The following is a 15,902-nucleotide window of genomic DNA, read 5'->3' as shown; positions in this document are numbered from 1 at the left end:
GCACCACGGAATGCCAGGCGCGCGAGCCGCCTCGGGGAGGTGGTGGGCTGTGCTCGACGACAACGAGCAAGAGACGCTGCGCGAGGTGGAGCGCTGCCTCCTGGCCGAGGACCCCGAGTTCGTCAACGGGTTCCAGGCACGCCAGTCGGATCTGCGGAGGCGCAGCTACCGGCTCGGGACCGCCATCGCGATCGTGGTCGCGCTCCTGCTGGTCGGCCTGATGCTCGCCGCCGGGTCGGTGGGTGGTGCCGTGCTGTGGGCGGGGGCGACCGCAGTGGTCTGGGGGATGTGGCGCCGCTCCGCCCGGAAACGGAGGGCTAGATGATCACCATCGTCCTGCTCATCACGATCCTGACCCTCGGCGTGCTGCTGCTCGGGTCCAGCGTCCGGGTCATCAACCAGTACGAACGCGGCGTCATCATGCGCTTCGGCAGGCTGCGCGAGACGACCCGCGGGCCGGGGCTCGCGCTGATCGCCCCGATGGCCGACCGGCTGCACAAGGTCAACATGCAGATCGTCACCATGGCGATCCCCGCCCAGGACGGCATCACGCGCGACAACGTGACCGTCAAGGTCGACGCCGTCGTGTACTACCGGGTCGTCGACCCCGTCCGGGTGGTCGTCGGGGTGCAGAACTACGACTACGCCATCGGCCAGGTCGCCCAGGCCTCCCTGCGTTCGATCATCGGCAAGAGTGACCTGGACGACCTGCTGTCCAACCGCGAACGGCTCAACCAGGGCCTGGAACTGATGATCGACAGTCCCGCTCTCGACTGGGGCGTGCACATCGACCGCGTCGAGATCAAGGACGTCGCACTGCCCGACTCGATGAAGCGCTCGATGTCGCGCCAGGCCGAGGCGGAACGGGAACGACGCTCCCGGGTGATCACGGCCGACGGCGAGCTGCAGGCGTCCCAGAAGCTGGCCCAGGCCGCCGAGGTGATGACCGAGCACCCGGCAGCGCTCCAGCTGCGGCTGCTGCAGACCGTCGTCGAGGTGGCCGCCGAGAAGAACTCCACCCTCGTGCTGCCCTTCCCCGTCGAGCTGCTCCGGTTCCTCGAACGATCGACGCCGGCCGAGACGGCCGAGACGGAGCAGGAGCCGGCAGAGCTGCCCGACGGTGGGATGACCGAGGCGGAGGCCACCCGGCCGGCCGCCGTGGCCTCCTCCACACACGCAGCAAGCTGACCGAGCGGTCCGGCATTGTCGGGGGATGAACGACTCCAGCGCCGACCACACCGTCACCGCGAGGACCGGCAGCGACCTGCGCGACCTCCTGCTGTACGCGGCCGCCCGCGGCGCCGGCTACCGGGAGCGGGTCGGTGACGGCCCGGCCTTCCCGTCAGCCGCCGACGTCGACGCCGTCCGCGCCGCACTCGGTGCACTGCCCGACGGCCCCACCCCGGCCGCGGACGTGGTCGACCGGCTGGCGGACGCGGTCGAGCCGGCACTGGTGGCCAACACCGGCCCCCGCTACTTCGGGTTCGTGACCGGCGGGGCGCTCGACGCTCCGACGGCGGCCGACGTGCTGACCACCGCGTGGGACCAGAACGCGTGGAACCCGTTGACCTCCCCCGTCGCCGCCGTGGTCGAGGACGTGGCCGGTGCCTGGCTCAAGGACCTGCTCGGCCTGCCGGCCGACGCCTCGTTCGGCTTCGTGACCGGTGGGCAGGGCGGCAACACCGTCTGCCTCGCCGCCGCCCGGCACGGCGTGCTCGCGGACGCGGGGTGGGACGTCGAACGCCAGGGCCTGCACGGGGCTCCGCCGGTCCGGGTCGTGGCCGGCACGGGGCGCCACGCCACCGTCGACCGGGCCCTGCGCCTGCTCGGCCTGGGAACCGACGCCGTCGTCCCGGTGCAGACCGGTCTGCAGGGATCGATCGACCTCGACGACCTCGCGCGGGCGCTCGCCGACACGAGCACCGACCCCACCATCGTCTGCCTGCAGGCCGGTGAGGTGAACACCGGCGCGTTCGACGACTTCCCCGCCGCGATCGCGGCGGCGCACCACCACGGCGCCTGGGTCCACGTCGACGGGGCCTTCGGCCTGTGGGCCGCCGCCGCCCCCGGCACCCGCCACCTGGTGGCCGGGATCGAGCAGGCCGACTCGTGGTCGACCGACGGCCACAAGTGGCTCAACGTCCCCTACGACGCCGGCTACGCGTTCTGCGCCCACCCGGCCGCGCACGTGGCGGCCACGTCCTACAGCGCCCCCTACCTCACCGGGACGGGCGCCGACGCGTTCCGCTCACCCGGCGCGTACGTCCTGGAGTCCTCGCGCCGCGCCCGCGGCTTCACCACCTGGGCCGCCCTGCGGGAGCTCGGCCGGGACGGCGTGGCGGACCTCGTGGAGCGCTGCTGCGCGCTCGCCCGCCGGTTCGCCGACCGCCTCGCCCGCCTCGACGGGGTGACGGTCGTCAACGACGTCGTGCTCAACCAGGTGCTCGTCCGCTTCGGCGACGACGAGCGGACCAGCCGGGTGATCGACGCCGTCCAGGGCTCCGGGGAGTGCTGGATGGGCGGCACGGTGTGGCACGGGATGCGGCTGATGCGCATCTCGGTGTCGAGCTGGCTCACCACCGAGGCCGACGTCGACCGCTCCGTCGACGCGATCGCGGCGGCGCTCACCGAGCGGTGACCGTCACCCCGGGTCGGCCGACGAGGGGTGCCAGTCGAGGCAGACGGCGGTGGCGTCGTCGTTGAGCTCGCCGTGGCAGGACTCGGTGACGGCGTGGGTGATCCGCCGGACGAGCTCGGCGGGCGGCAGGTGCCGGTGTTCGGCGAGCATCGCGGCGAGGCGGCGGTAGCCGAACTCCCGATGCCCCGGCCGGTGTGCCTCGGTGATGCCGTCGGTGAACAACAGCAGCCGGTCGTCGGGCTGCAGCCGGATCGGGTGCAAGGGGTACTCGACCGGCGTCATCAGCCCCAGCGGGTACCCGGCGGCCAGCACCAGCTCGCTGACCGCCCCGTCGCGCACCAGCAACGGAGGTGGGTGGCCGGCGTTCAGGATCGTCCCGACACCGGTGTCGACGTCGAGGTCGAGCAGGAGGCCGGTGACGAAGTCGGACCCGGGGAACTGCTCGACCAGATGCTCGTTGGCCGCGCCCGCCTGCTCGACGATCGTGCAGTTGGCCCGGCGCGCGTTGCGCATCGCGGTGCACGAGAGGCTGGCGAGCAGGGCGGCCCGCAACCCGTGGCCCGCCGCGTCGCTGACCCCCACGGTCAGCCGGTGGGCGCTGATCGCGTAGTCGAAGTTGTCCCCGCCGATCTCGTACGCGGGCTCGACCGTGCCGGCGATGGAGAAATCGGGAAGCTCGAACGCCAGGCTGGGCAGGAGCTCCCACTGGATCTCCGCGGCCAGCCCGAGCTCGCGTCGGCGCCGCAGCTTCTCGAACCGGTCGGTGTACCGGCGGGCCCCGGTGAGCACGTGTCCCAGCACCCGCGCCACGTCCTCGAGGACCTGCGCCACCTCCGGGTCCAGACCGGCACCCGGCAGCGTGATCGCGAGGACGCCGAGGCGCTCGGCACGCACCGACACCGGGAGGTACACGACCAGCGCCGGTCCCCCCACCCCGCCTGCCACGGCCCCGGCCGCGGGGACGTCGCCCGGATGATCCACGGCCATCGCGACGATGTGCTGCTCGCGGTAGGCCTCCCCGGCAGCACTGTCGACCAGGTCCTGGGAGCGGAGCCCGGCCGCACCCCGGCCCCGGGCGACCGGTTCCAGGCTGGCCTCGGCGTAGTCGGACAACAGCAGGACGCACGCCCGGGCCCCGACGTGGCGCACCAGCCAGCTCGAGCAGACGTCGACCAGCTCCGTGGGGGGCGCCTCGTCGAGGCTCCGCAGGAGCGCGCCGACCCCTGGCCGGTTCGCCTCTGCCTGCTCCGTCATCCGCCCACCCTGTCATCCGCGGCATCCCGGCGGAGGAACAACCTCCCGTGCACCGCGGTTGCCGCGAGACAGGGGGCGATCGTGGGACCGCCCCCATCGATCGTCGGGAGACCGCTGTGCTGGCTCTGCTGGTGGACCACGACTCTGCCGCCGGGCTGCGGCTCGGCGAGACCGCCGCCGACCCCGTCCCCGCGCCGGACGAGGCGCTCGTCGAGGTGCACGCGATCTCGCTGAACCACGGCGAGCTGCGCGGCGTGGCGAGTCAGCCGCCAGGTTTCGTGCCGGGCTGGGACGCGGCGGGAGTCGTGCGGACAGCCGCAGCCGACGGTTCCGGGCCGCAGGCGGGCACGCGGGTCGTCACGTTCGGGCCGGCCGGCGGGTGGGCGCAGCTGCGAGCCGTGCCCGTCCCCGAGCTCGCCGTGGTTCCCGACGGCGTGGACCTCGGTGCGGCCGCAGCCCTCCCCGTCGCCGGGGTCACCGCGCTGCGAGCGCTGCGCAGGCTCGGTTTCCTGGCCGGCCGCCGGGTGCTCGTCACGGGCGCGTCCGGCGGGGTGGGCCGCTTCGCGGTGCAGCTCGCCGCCATCGCGGGTGCCCACGTGATCGCGTCGGTCGGCAGCGCGGCGCGGGGCGAGGGTCTCGCCGAACTGGGCGCCGACGAGGTCGTCGTCGGACTGAAGGGCGTCGAGCCCGGTCTGCACGGCGTGCTGGACAATGTCGGCGGCCCGCAGCTGGCCGAGGCGTTCGCACTGCTCGCCGTGGGTGGCTCGGTGCAGTCCATCGGAGCGACGTCCGGCGAGCCGACGGTGTTCCCGCCCTACTCGACGGTCGGCGAGCTGCGGAGCCTCCAGTCGTTCAGGATGGGCGACCGGCTGGCCGACGACCTGGCCACGCTCGTCGGTCTGCTCGAACGAGGGAAGCTGGACCCCCAGATCGGCCGGCGTGCCGCTTGGAAGGACGTCGGCGGGGCGGCAGAGGACCTGTTCGCCCGCAGGATCGCGGGCAAGGCCGTGCTGGACGTGAGCTGACCGCGACCGCGGAGCCGTGAAATCACAGTGAGCTCTCGCTGCGGGCTACTCGTTGGATGAAATTAACCGGCGGTATTGCTGTGCGACCCTTACCGGTTGGGGACCTGGCGTCTTTCGCGCTGTCGTCAATCCTTCGGAGGATCCGTTTCGATCATCGGAATGCCGGTGGTGTTGAGTGATGCCATGCGAGAGATCATCGTGCAGACGACACAGGGTGCCGTACGAGGCATAACGAACAATAGTGTCAGCGTTTTCAAGGGCATCCCGTACGCCGCGCCCCTCGATGGCCCCCGGCGATTCCAGGCGCCGCAGCAGCCACAGCCGTGGGACGGTGTCCGCGACGGTACCGATTTCAGCGCCTCGCCACCGCAGGCCCAGATGCGTCCCTTGCCTGCGCTGTGGCACCCGGGGGACGATGTCGACTGCCTCACCGTCAATGTCTGGACGCCCGATGCCCTGGCAGGCGGTCTCCCGGTGATGGTCTGGCTTTACGGCGGGGCGTTCATCTTCGGTTCCGCGAGCCAGCCCGAGTTCGACGGCGCGAACCTGGCCGGCTCTGGCGTCGTGCTGGTGACCTTGAACTACCGCACAGGCTTCGAGGGCTTGGGCTGGCTGCCCGACGCGCCGCAGAACCGGGCGCTACTCGACCAGCTCGCGGCCCTGCGCTGGGTGCAGGAAAACATCGCGCGTTTCGGCGGCGACCCGGGCAATGTGACGATCTTCGGGCAGTCAGCGGGAGGCAGCGCGGTGGCGGCGCTGACGGCCGCCCAGGCCGGCCGCGGGCTTTTTCGCCGGGCCATCGGGCAGAGCGTCACAGCGGCTTTTCTGTCCGAGGAACAGGCGCGCGGCACGGCAGAGCGGATCGCGGCGGCGCTCGGTGTGCCGCTCACTTCCGAGGCCTTCTCGGGCGTGGCGGCCGAGGCGATCCACGCCGTGCAGTCGAAGGAGGGCGAGGTCACTCCCTACGGACCGGTGCTGGACGGGGATGTGGTGCGTGACCAGCCCTGGCGCGGCCTGCGTGGGGAGGTCGACCTGATGACCGGGTTCACCCGTGACGAGTACCGGTTCTTCGCCATGGCGATGAACGAGGATCTGTCCGCCGTTGACGTCTCCGCTGTCGCGGCGGCGCACGCCGTTCCTCTCGACGCCTACCGAGCCGCGTATCCCGGCGCCTCCGACGCCGACTTGTACATCCTCATCCAGTCCGACGCGTTCTTCCGCATCCCGTCGACGTGGTGCGCCGAGGAGCACCCCGGCCGCAGCTGGTGCTACGAGCTGGTCTGGCCGACCCCCGTGTTCGGTGGGGCGCTCGGCGCCTGCCACCTGCTCGACGTGCCGCTGACGTTCGGCAACTTCCACGGTCCGACGGCGGCCATGCTGTTCGGCGACTCGGTCCCGCCGGAGGCTGTCGGCCTGGCGCAGGAGGTCCGCACGTCGTTGACGGCCTTCGCCGCCACCGGCGACCCCGGCTGGCCGCAGTACCGGAAGGGTGAGGCGCTCACGCGGATCTGGGACGTGCCCGCCTCGGTGGTTGCCGACCCGGTGTCGGCGTCCCGGGAGATCTGGGCGGACAAGGTCTGAGCCAGTCACCGTGATTGCGACGAACTGAGGTCACTGCGGTGGGACACCGTGCCATCGACCTGACGCCGGGGGAGGGTTTCATGAGCCACCCGGGCCGGGAAGACGGTTCAAGGGCAGCGCCATGGCGCCCCACGACGATCGCGGGACCGCTGCGATTGAACAGTTTCCGCTGGTAAGGCGGTGCAACGGAAGGAGTTCAAGAGTGGGCGACAACGTGTACCACGTCACCGAGATCGTCGGGACATCCACGGAGAGCGTCGACGACGCCATCCGCACGGCGATCCGGCGCTCGGCGCGCACCTTGCGCAACCTCGACTGGTTCGAGACCACCGAGATCCGTGGGCACCTGGAGGACGGCGAGATCAAGCACTTCCAGGTGACACTCAAGGTCGGGTTCCGCCTCGACGACCTCACCTAGGAACGACACCGGCCCGGCTCCCACGGAGCCGGGCCGGTTGTGTTTCGCGGACAGTTCTAGTGCGTGAGCGCGTGGGCCCGCTTCTTCGCGTCCTTCGCGACGCCCCCGGCCTGGTGCGCGGCCTCGGCCCCGAGTGCGGACGCCCGCGCGGCCACGTCCTGACCGAGCTTGGAGGCCTGGTCGAGGACATTGGCGGTGGTCCTCTTCTCCAGCGCGGCACGCTTCTTACCTGCCGCCTTCTGCAGCTCCGCGGTGCGCTTGGCCGCCCGCTTCTGCAGCTCGACGCCTCGCTTCTCCGCGACCTTCTGCAGCTTCGCCCCGCGCTTCTCGGCCCGCTTCCTCGCCTTGGCGGCGCGCTTGGCCCAGTCGGCCGAGAGGTCACCGGCCCGCGTGGTCAGGTCGGAGCTCGCGCGGGCGGCGCGGGCGGACACGGCGGCACCGGCGCCCGGCGCGATGCCGGCCAGCCCGGCGGCAATCCCCGCGACCGCGCCCGTGGCGTCGGAGGCGGTGCCGGAGAGCTTGCCGCTGACCTCGTGGGCCACGCCCGAGAACCTGCCGGAGACGTCGGACGCGCCACCGGAGATCGACGCCGCCTGGGCACCGGCAGCAGCAGCGGCGAGCTTCGCGGCCTTGCGCCCGCGCCAGGTGAGCGAGGGCTTGCCCTCGGTGTCGGCCGCGGCGATCAGGAGGCCACCGAGCATGCCCATGTTCTTCAGGAAGTGGATGCGCTGGTCCTGCTTCTTCTGCTCGTCGGTCTCCTCCCAGAACCGGTGGGCGGCCAGCGTGGTCGGGATCAGCGACGCGGCGAGGGCGGCCGACGACAGGCGGGGGAACTTCCCGAGCGCCAGCATCGTGCCGGCGACGACCTTCACTCCGCCGTCGATCTTGATGAGTGTCACGTCGTCGGGGCGCTCCTCCATGGGAGCGATCTCGATCGCCTTGTCGACCGCCGGCGCGACCGCGTCGAGCACGGGTTTCGCTGCTTGCGCGTGACCCTGCGGCGACCGGAGGACCTGGATGCCGCCGTGTATGAACAAGGCGGCGAGCATAGGTCGGGCAACACGTCGAAGAAGCATGTCGAGCCGTTCCCCACATCGACCCGGACCAAACGCTGCGGACCAGCGCCAGATGCCAAGATGCCCGGGTGACGGACACGAGGCTCGCCATCGGACTCGACATCGGCGGCACGAAGATCGCGGGAGCGGTGGTCGACGCGCGTGGCACGGTGGTGGCCGAGCATGTCGAGCCGACGCCGGAGGAGTCGAGCGGCGAGGCCGTCACCGAAGTGCTGCTCTCGATGATCGAGCGCTTCCGCTCAGGCCACAGTGTCGCCACCATCGGCGTCGGCGCCGCCGGGATCGTCTCGTGGCCCGCCGGAATCATGCTCTGGGCGCCCAACAACGCCTACCGCGACTGGCCCGTGCGCGAGCAGTTGGAGAAGGCCACCAGCCTGCCCGTCATCGTCGACAACGACGCCAACGTCGCCGCGCTCGCCGAGGCCCGTCTCGGCGAGCCGTACCCCAACATGGTGCTCGTGACGGTCGGCACGGGCATCGGCGGCGGCCTCGTGCTCGACGGCCACATCTACCGCGGCCCCACCGGGCTCGGTGCCGAGCTCGGCCACATCATCCTCAACCCCGACGGCCCGCGGTGCGGGTGTGGCAACCACGGCTGCTTCGAGGCCTACGCGTCGGGCACCGCGCTCACCCGGATGGCCCGCGACGCCGCCGACGACGACCCCGGCGGCCTCATCGCGCGCCTCGGCGCCGAGGACGGCGAGGTCACCGGACACACCGTCGTCAAGGCCGTGGAGCAGGGCGACGAGATCGCAAAGGCGGTCTTCGCCCGGCTGGGTCGGTGGCTCGGGATCGGTATCGCGTCGCTGGCCAACATCTTCGAGGTCGACGCCGTTGTGGTCGGGGGTGGTCTCGTCGAGACCGGGGAGCTGCTGCTGGCCCCGGCCCGCGCCACCGCGCGGGAGTTCGCGTACGCGCCCACCGCGCGCGGCATCGCCCCCGTCGTCGCGGCGACGTTCGGCGGGGACGCAGGCAAGATCGGGGCCGCACTGCTCGCCCTGGAGCATGTCTGACGCGCGTTACCGGTGTCGTGTTTGCACGACACTAGGGTGAGTACGTGTCACTCGTACTGGGTCCCGTCCTGCGCCATGTCGGCGAGACCACCGCGTCGGTCTGGGTGCAGACCGAACACGCGGCCACCGTATCGGTGCTCGGCTGCGAAGCGCGCACCTTCGAGGTGGCCGGGCACCACTACGCGCTCGTCCCCGTCACCGGTCTCGCGCCGGACAGCCGAACCCCCTACCGGGTGGAGGTCGACGGCGAGCAGGTGTGGCCGCCGTCCACGAGCCCGTTCCCGCCGAGCCTGATCCGCACCCGCGGCCCGGAGTCCGACCGCAACAACCGGATCATCTTCGGGTCCTGCCGCTACCCGAAGGTGGCCGATCCCGCGATCGCCGCGAGCCTGGGCATCGACGCGCTCGACGCCTATGCGGCCCGGATGACGACGCAGTCGCCGGAGGAGTGGCCCGACGTGCTGCTGCTGCTCGGCGACCAGGTGTACGCCGACGAGCTGACCCCCCGGAACCGGCGCCGCATCGCCGGGCGGCGCGACCGTCACCCGGACTGGCCCGACGAGGAGATCGTCGGCTTCGACGAGTACGTGGGGCTCTACCGGGACTCCTGGACCGACCCGGAGATCCGGTGGCTGATGTCCACGGTGCCGACCGCGATGATCTTCGACGACCACGACGTGCGCGACGACTGGAACACCTCCGCGGCGTGGCGCGACGAGATGCGCAGCACGCCGTGGTGGCGCGACCGCATCCGCGCGGGGCTCGCCTCGTACTGGGTGTACCAGCACATCGGCAACCTCCGTCCCGAGGACCTCGTCTCCGACTCCGACTACCGCAAGGTCGTCGAGCACGACGGCGACACCTGGCCGTTGCTCGTCGAGCTCGCCGACCGCGCCGACGCCGAGACCGCCGGTGTGAAGGGACTGCGGTTCAGCTTCCGCTGGGACCTCGGCCACAGCCGCTTCATCATGATCGACTCGCGCAACGGACGCATCCTCGAGAACGGCGAGCACCTCATGCTCGGCGACACCGAGTTCGACTGGATCGAGGAGCAGGTCGCCGCTCCGGGGCCGGTGGAGCACCTGGTCATCGGTACGTCGATCCCCTGGCTGCTGCCGCACGCCATCGGCGAGCTCGAGACGGTCAACGAGATCGCCTCGGGCCGGCCCGGCTGGCGGGGCCGGTTGGCCGAGCAGATCCGGCAGGCCGCCGACCTGGAGCACTGGGCGGCCTTCCGCGCATCGTTCGACCGGCTCACCGCGATGATCGACAAGGCGGCGGCGGGCGGCCCCACCACCGTCAGCGTCCTGTCCGGGGACGTCCACCACAGCTACGCCGCCCGGGCCGAACTCCCGTCGGGTGCGAGCGCCCGGGTGCACCAGCTCACGTGCTCGCCCGTGCACAACACGATGAGCTGGATGATCAAGCCGGGGTTCCGGCTCGGCTGGTCGCGCACCGTGGGTCGCCTCGCGAGCCGCTGGGCAGCCCGGGCCGGGGCACCGCCCATGCCGCTGTCGTGGAGCCGGTTGACAGGGCCGCTGTTCGGCAACATGATCGCCACCCTCGACATCGACGGCGCGAGCGCCGCGGTGGTCTTCGAGCAGCCGCGCACGGCGGCCACTCTGGAAGAGAAGGCGCGGGTGGAGCTCACCTCATGACCGGTCTGACAAGCGAAGCGACGGCGCGGCGGATCAACGCCATCGCCGGCCAGACCGTGGTGCTCCGGCCCACCACCGCGGCACACGTCCCGGCCTTCCTGGAGATCCTCGGACATCCGGAGATCGCGAGATGGTGGGGCGGCTACGACCTGGAACGGGTGCGGCGCGAGCTGCTCGGCCCGCACTGCTACGCCATCGAACTCGCGCGTGAGGTGATCGGGCTGATCATCTACCGCGAGGAGCTGGATCCGGACCACCGCCATGCCGCCATCGACCTCGCCCTGCACCCCGACCACCAGAGTCAGGGCCTGGGCTGCGACGCGATGCGGGCCATGGCCCGCTTCCTGTTCCGGCACAGGGAACACCATCGCGTCGTGATCGACCCGGCTGCGCACAACGAGCGGGCCATCCGCAGCTGCGAGCGCGCCGGCTTCCGACGGGTGGGGGTGCTGCGCAGCTACGAGCGCTCGGGCGACGGCCGGTGGCACGACGGGCTGTTGATGGACCTGCTCCAGGACGACCTGCGCTAGTACTCCCCTGCCGCGGATCGACTCGCGGGGCGTGGGTCGTCTTCGCAGAGCGAGCGTGTTCCTCGCAGGGCCCACGGCATCTGCGAAGAGCCCAGCCCCGCTGCGAGGACGCGGTGAGGGCCAGGAGGCGGCCCCGCTGCCCTGCTCTCGCACATCACGCAGCTCGACCGGCGGTGACGCGGGTCAGAAGGCGGTGCGGTCCCGCCAGCCCGTCCAGGTGGACTCGTCACCGATCACCTGCAGGCCGGGGGCGTCGGCCTCGATGCGCCGCATGAGCGCCAGCAGGAGGTCGGCGGCAGTGCCACGGACGGCAGCGGTGCCCTTCCCGTGGCCGTGCTCCCAGACGAGCCCGGTCCCGCCACCGCGCACCATCCACTCCCCGTCCGCCCCGAGCCCGTCGTCGGTGGCGTGCAGGTGCAATGTGGCCCCCGGGGCGAGCGGCGGTGCCTCGCCGGACGCCGGGCGCGCGGCCAGCAGGTCCAGCCACTCGGAGACGCCGTCCGCCGCCACCTCGGGCTCCACGGTGTACGGGACGCCCAGGGCGATGGCCACGTCGGCGCGGTGGACGACCGCCTCGTGCATCCGCCGCCGGGCCCACCAGGCCGCGGGGCGCGGTCCGAGGAACGTCCACACGGGCACGTCCGCTCCGGTGGCCGCGACGGCGTCGAGGAGCAGGCCGGCGCTGCCGGTGAGCCAGGCGAGGGCGGCGGGCAGCTCGGCGGGCGGCTTCCCGTCGGGCACCGATCGCATCTCGACGGGAGCATCGGCCCGCTCGCGCACGATCATGGCGGCCCACCGGTCCCCGCGCCCCACATGGGTGAGGAGCTGGCGCACGGTCCAGCCGGGGCAGCTCGGCACCTCGAGGGCCGGGTCGGCCTTGGCGATGAGCTCGGCGAGCAACCGGTTCTGCTCGATCAGCGCGTCCATGTGCTCCACGTCCGTGACCGTAGACCCTCCATCCGGCCCCTACCTGTGACGCCGCGTACGCATCGGGGGGCGCCCGCATGGGTGATACCCGGATCGGGTAGGAAATTGCCATGGCGCGCGACGCACGGGAATGGACGGTCCCCGCCCCGCTGCGGGCATTGATGTGGTGGCCGGCAACGGCATTTGTGCTGGTCATGGTCGCTCCAGAGGCCGCGGCAACCTCGATCGCGGCGGCCGGCGTGGCCCTGGTGGCCCTCGGCGCCGTGACCCCCCTGGTGGGCAAGCGGCTACGGCGGCCCGTCGTCAGCGCCCCTGTGGTGGAGCCGCCCGCTCAGGATCCGCCCACCATCGAGATCGAGATGCCCACCATCGAGATCTCGCCGACCCGCCGGGTGGCCTGACCACGACCCACTACGCGACCGCCGGCACACCGCTCGTGCCGGCATCGCCGCCTTTTCCGAACGGAATCCGCGACGGGTGATCCCGTCCAGCCGGTTCAACACTCGCACTTCCGATAGTAGGATATCCAAGTATCTGGTCCTGCCTGAGGAGGAGTGTCGTGGCCGAGCTGCACGTGCCCACCCACCCGGTCCGGTTCGTCACCGCTGCCAGCCTCTTCGACGGCCACGACGCCGCCATCAACATCATGCGGCGGATCCTGCAGCGCCAGGGCGCCGAGGTGATCCACCTGGGGCACAACCGCTCCGTCGACGAGGTGGTCGCCGCGGCGATCCAGGAGGACGCCCAGGGCGTGGCCATCAGCTCGTACCAGGGCGGGCACGTCGAGTACTTCACCTACCTCGTCGAGCTGCTGCGCGAGCGCGGCGCCGGGCACGTGAAGGTCTACGGCGGGGGCGGCGGCGTGATCGTGCCCGCCGAGATCGAGCTGCTGCACTCGCGCGGCGTCTCCCGCATCTTCTCCCCCGAGGACGGCCAGCGGCTCGGCCTGCCCGGGATGATCAACCTGATGATCCGCGAGTGCGACGTCGACCTCGCGGAGCAGCCACCGCCGTCGTTCGACGGTCTGTTCGCCGGCGAGCACACCACGCTCGCCCGCACGCTCACCCTCGCCGAGGCCGGCCGGCTGCCGGCGGGTCTCGACCTCGAGCCCCGCCATCCGGTTCCCGTACTCGGAGTCACCGGCACCGGAGGGTCGGGCAAGTCGAGCCTCACCGACGAACTGGTGCGCCGGTTCCGGCTCGACCAGGAGGACAAGCTCCGCATCGCCGTGCTCGCCGTCGACCCGACCCGCCGCCGGGGCGGAGGCGCGCTGCTCGGTGACCGGATCCGGATGAACTCACTCAGCGGTGACCAGATCTTCTTCCGCTCGATGGCCACCCGCGGGAGCGAGGCCTCGCTCCCGGAACGGCTCGGTGACGTGATCGCCGTTCTCAAGGCCGCGGCGTTCGACCTGGTGATCGTCGAGACGCCGGGCATCGGGCAGGGCGACGCCGGCATCGTGCCGTTCGCCGACCGCTCGCTGTACGTGATGACGCCCGAGTTCGGGGCGGCGTCCCAGCTCGAGAAGATCGACATGCTGGACTTCGCCGACGTCGTCGCGATCAACAAGTTCGAGCGTCGCGGCGCCGAGGACGCCCGCCGCGACGTCGGCCGCCAGCTCGTGCGCAACCGCGAGGCGTTCGGCGCGTCGTGGGAGGACATGCCGGTCTTCGGCACGAGCGCCGCCACCTTCAACGATGACGGTGTCACGGCGCTCTACCAGCACCTCGTCCCGTTGCTCGGCGAGAACGGGCTGGTCACCGGCGAGGGCAGGCTCCCGCACACCGACCGGAAGACCTCGTCGGAGCACACCGCGGTCATCCCGTCCCACCGCACGCGGTACCTCTCCGACATCACCACCACCGTCCGCGACTTCCACGCGGGCACGGCAGCGGCCGTCGACGCCGCCCGGCAGCGCCAGCACCTCCGCACCGCGCGCGCGGCGCTGCAGGCGGCCGGTGCTGACGAGGGCGGTCTGGCCGGTGTGCTGGAACAGGCGGAGAAGGCCCTCCCCGCGGAGGCCGCCCAGCTGCTCGACTCGTGGCCGGAGGTCGTCGAGGCCTACTCCGGCGACGAGATGGTGGTGCAGGTCCGCGACAAGGAACTGCGCACCCGGCTCACCCGCGAGACTCTCTCGGGCAACAAGGTGCGGCGGGTGGCGCTGCCCCGCTACACCGAGGACGCGGAGCTGCTGCGGTTCCTGCGCAAGGAGAACCTGCCCGGGAAGTTCCCGTTCACCGCGGGCGTGTTCGCGTTCAAGCGCGAGGGCGAGGACCCGGCGCGGATGTTCGCGGGCGAGGGCGACGCGTTCCGGACCAACCGGCGCTTCAAGCTCCTGTCGGCCGACTCGGAGGCCAAACGGCTCTCCACGGCGTTCGACTCCGTCACGCTCTACGGACGCGAGCCCGACACGCGCCCGGACGTCTACGGCAAGGTCGGCACCTCCGGCGTCTCGATCGCGACGCTCGAGGACATGAAGGCGCTCTACGACGGGTTCGACCTCACCTCGCCGACCACCTCGGTGTCGATGACGATCAACGGCCCGGCGCCGACGATCCTCGCCTTCTACCTCAACACCGCGATCGACCAGCAGGTCGAGAGGTTCCGCGCCGAGCACGGGCGGGAGCCCTCGGCGCAGGAGCACACGGAGCTCACGGCGTTCGCCCTGCAGAACGTCCGCGGCACGGTGCAGGCCGACATCCTCAAGGAGGACCAGGGCCAGAACACCTGCATCTTCTCCACCGAGTTCTCGCTGCGGATGATGGCCGACATCCAGGAGTGGTTCATCCAGCACAAGGTGCGGAACTTCTACTCGGTCTCCATCTCCGGCTATCACATCGCCGAGGCCGGGGCCAACCCCATCAGCCAGCTCGCGTTCACCCTCGCCAACGGGTTCACGTTCGTCGAGAGCTACCTCGCCCGCGGGATGGACATCGACGACTTCGCCCCGAACCTGTCGTTCTTCTTCTCCAACGGGATGGACGCGGAGTACTCGGTGATCGGCCGGGTGGCGCGGCGGATCTGGGCCGTCGCCATGCGCGAGAGGTACGGCGCGAACGAGCGGTCGCAGAAGCTCAAGTACCACGTGCAGACCTCCGGGCGGTCGCTGCACGCGCAGGAGATGGACTTCAACGACATCCGCACCACGCTGCAGGCGCTCTGCGCGCTCTACGACAACGCGAACTCGCTGCACACCAACGCGTTCGACGAGGCGGTGACCACGCCGACGGAGTCGTCGGTCCGGCGCGCGATGGCGATCCAGCTGATCATCAACCGCGAATGGGGCCTGTCGATGAACGAGAACCCGTTGCAGGGTTCCTTCGTCATCGACGAGCTCACCGATCTCGTCGAGGAGGCCGTACTGGCCGAGTTCGACCGGATCTCCGAGCGCGGCGGGGTGCTCGGCGCCATGGAGACCGGGTACCAGCGGGGGCGGATCCAGGACGAGTCGATGCTCTACGAGCACCGCAAGCACGACGGCACGCTGCCGATCATCGGCGTCAACACGTTCGTGCGGGAGGGTTCGGAGGCGCCGCACGAGATCGAGCTCGCCCGCGCCACCGAGGCGGAGAAGAAGAGCCAGCTCGACCGGCTCGCCGACTTCCGCACCCGGCACACGGGCGACGCACAGGCCACGCTCCGGCGCTTGCAGGACGTGGCGACGGGTGGCGGCAACGTCTTCGACGAGCTGATGAGGGCGGCCCGCGTCTGCTCGCTCGGTCAGCTGACGGATGCGTTCTTCGAGGTGGGCGGTCAGTACCGGCGCAACATGTAGGTCGCGA

14 protein-coding genes are annotated in these 15,902 nt (G+C 71.4%); 11 read left to right on the top strand and 3 right to left on the bottom strand.

Features of this window, described 5'->3' with window-relative positions:
- Positions 1-49: 49 nt before the first annotated feature.
- Genes AC5L35_RS18655 through AC5L35_RS18645 form a run of 3 tightly spaced genes read left to right on the top strand, consistent with a single transcriptional unit; the run spans position 50 to position 2,638 of the window.
- Positions 50-325, top strand: a complete 276-nt coding sequence (locus AC5L35_RS18655) for a DUF3040 domain-containing protein (protein WP_495060920.1) — start codon at positions 50-52, stop codon at positions 323-325.
- Positions 322-1,188 carry a slipin family protein gene (locus AC5L35_RS18650; protein WP_495060919.1) on the top strand — a complete coding sequence of 289 codons (867 nt, stop codon included), beginning with the start codon at positions 322-324 and terminating at the stop codon, positions 1,186-1,188. The genes AC5L35_RS18655 and AC5L35_RS18650 overlap by 4 nt, the downstream gene beginning before the upstream one ends.
- 25 nt (positions 1,189-1,213) lie before the next feature.
- Entirely contained in the window at positions 1,214-2,638 is a 1,425-nt protein-coding gene (locus AC5L35_RS18645; RefSeq protein WP_495060918.1) for a pyridoxal phosphate-dependent decarboxylase family protein, read from the top strand.
- A 3-nt stretch (positions 2,639-2,641) separates the two neighbouring features.
- Here the strand turns inward: AC5L35_RS18645 and AC5L35_RS18640 are convergent, their stop codons facing one another.
- Positions 2,642-3,892, bottom strand: a complete 1,251-nt coding sequence (locus AC5L35_RS18640) for a PP2C family protein-serine/threonine phosphatase (RefSeq protein ID WP_495060917.1) — start codon at positions 3,890-3,892, stop codon at positions 2,642-2,644.
- Positions 3,893-4,008: 116 nt separating this feature from the next.
- Between AC5L35_RS18640 and AC5L35_RS18635 the strand changes: the two genes are divergently transcribed.
- The 3 genes from AC5L35_RS18635 to AC5L35_RS18625 all read left to right on the top strand — a co-directional run bounded on the left by AC5L35_RS18635 (position 4,009) and on the right by AC5L35_RS18625 (position 6,916).
- Entirely contained in the window at positions 4,009-4,917 is a 909-nt protein-coding gene (locus tag AC5L35_RS18635; protein ID WP_495060916.1) for a zinc-binding dehydrogenase, read from the top strand.
- Positions 4,918-5,076: 159 nt separating this feature from the next.
- A complete protein-coding gene (locus tag AC5L35_RS18630; RefSeq protein WP_495060915.1) occupies positions 5,077-6,498 on the top strand; it encodes a carboxylesterase/lipase family protein in 1,422 nt (473 codons plus the stop codon).
- 202 nt (positions 6,499-6,700) lie between these two features.
- On the top strand, positions 6,701-6,916 hold the full coding sequence (locus AC5L35_RS18625) for a dodecin (RefSeq protein WP_495060914.1): 216 nt from the start codon (positions 6,701-6,703) through the stop codon (positions 6,914-6,916).
- A gap of 56 nt (positions 6,917-6,972) precedes the next feature.
- Here the strand turns inward: AC5L35_RS18625 and AC5L35_RS18620 are convergent, their stop codons facing one another.
- Positions 6,973-7,965 carry a hypothetical protein gene (locus AC5L35_RS18620; protein WP_495060913.1) on the bottom strand — a complete coding sequence of 331 codons (993 nt, stop codon included), beginning with the start codon at positions 7,963-7,965 and terminating at the stop codon, positions 6,973-6,975.
- A gap of 95 nt (positions 7,966-8,060) precedes the next feature.
- On the opposite strand from AC5L35_RS18620, the gene AC5L35_RS18615 reads away from it, so the two are divergent.
- From AC5L35_RS18615 to AC5L35_RS18605, 3 genes are read left to right on the top strand one after another with little or no spacing between them, the layout of a single operon-like run.
- Positions 8,061-9,005 carry an ROK family protein gene (locus tag AC5L35_RS18615; RefSeq protein WP_495060912.1) on the top strand — a complete coding sequence of 315 codons (945 nt, stop codon included), beginning with the start codon at positions 8,061-8,063 and terminating at the stop codon, positions 9,003-9,005.
- A 44-nt stretch (positions 9,006-9,049) separates the two neighbouring features.
- A complete protein-coding gene (locus tag AC5L35_RS18610; RefSeq protein ID WP_495060911.1) occupies positions 9,050-10,663 on the top strand; it encodes an alkaline phosphatase D family protein in 1,614 nt (537 codons plus the stop codon).
- The gene (locus AC5L35_RS18605; RefSeq protein WP_495060910.1) at positions 10,660-11,193 is read left to right on the top strand and encodes a GNAT family N-acetyltransferase; all 534 of its coding nucleotides are present in this window, start codon (positions 10,660-10,662) and stop codon (positions 11,191-11,193) included. The genes AC5L35_RS18610 and AC5L35_RS18605 overlap by 4 nt, the downstream gene beginning before the upstream one ends.
- Before the next feature lie 183 nt (positions 11,194-11,376).
- Here the strand turns inward: AC5L35_RS18605 and AC5L35_RS18600 are convergent, their stop codons facing one another.
- A complete protein-coding gene (locus AC5L35_RS18600) occupies positions 11,377-12,120 on the bottom strand; it encodes a maleylpyruvate isomerase family mycothiol-dependent enzyme (protein WP_495060998.1) in 744 nt (247 codons plus the stop codon).
- 110 nt (positions 12,121-12,230) lie between these two features.
- Here AC5L35_RS18600 and AC5L35_RS18595 point away from each other — a divergent pair, with 110 nt between their 5' ends.
- Positions 12,231-12,521 (top strand): hypothetical protein, encoded by a 291-nt coding sequence (locus AC5L35_RS18595; protein ID WP_495060909.1) that lies wholly within the window; start codon positions 12,231-12,233, stop codon positions 12,519-12,521.
- A gap of 158 nt (positions 12,522-12,679) precedes the next feature.
- On the top strand, positions 12,680-15,895 hold the full coding sequence (gene icmF / locus AC5L35_RS18590) for a fused isobutyryl-CoA mutase/GTPase IcmF (RefSeq protein WP_495060908.1): 3,216 nt from the start codon (positions 12,680-12,682) through the stop codon (positions 15,893-15,895).
- Positions 15,896-15,902 lie beyond the last annotated feature (7 nt).

This window comes from Pseudonocardia sp. OZ21 (assembly GCF_059359135.1).
Note: the sequence above shows the minus strand (reverse complement) of the source record. Positions and strands in the feature narration are given on the sequence as shown.

Coding starts and splice junctions, on each gene's coding strand:
- AC5L35_RS18630 (WP_495060915.1), top strand. CDS start 5,077: ATGCCGGTGGTGTTGAGTGATGCCATGCGAGAGATCATCGTGCAGACG.
- AC5L35_RS18600 (WP_495060998.1), bottom strand. CDS start 12,120: ATGGACGCGCTGATCGAGCAGAACCGGTTGCTCGCCGAGCTCATCGCC.
- AC5L35_RS18650 (WP_495060919.1), top strand. CDS start 322: ATGATCACCATCGTCCTGCTCATCACGATCCTGACCCTCGGCGTGCTG.
- AC5L35_RS18645 (WP_495060918.1), top strand. CDS start 1,214: ATGAACGACTCCAGCGCCGACCACACCGTCACCGCGAGGACCGGCAGC.
- AC5L35_RS18595 (WP_495060909.1), top strand. CDS start 12,231: ATGGCGCGCGACGCACGGGAATGGACGGTCCCCGCCCCGCTGCGGGCA.
- AC5L35_RS18620 (WP_495060913.1), bottom strand. CDS start 7,965: ATGCTCGCCGCCTTGTTCATACACGGCGGCATCCAGGTCCTCCGGTCG.
- AC5L35_RS18605 (WP_495060910.1), top strand. CDS start 10,660: ATGACCGGTCTGACAAGCGAAGCGACGGCGCGGCGGATCAACGCCATC.
- AC5L35_RS18640 (WP_495060917.1), bottom strand. CDS start 3,892: ATGACGGAGCAGGCAGAGGCGAACCGGCCAGGGGTCGGCGCGCTCCTG.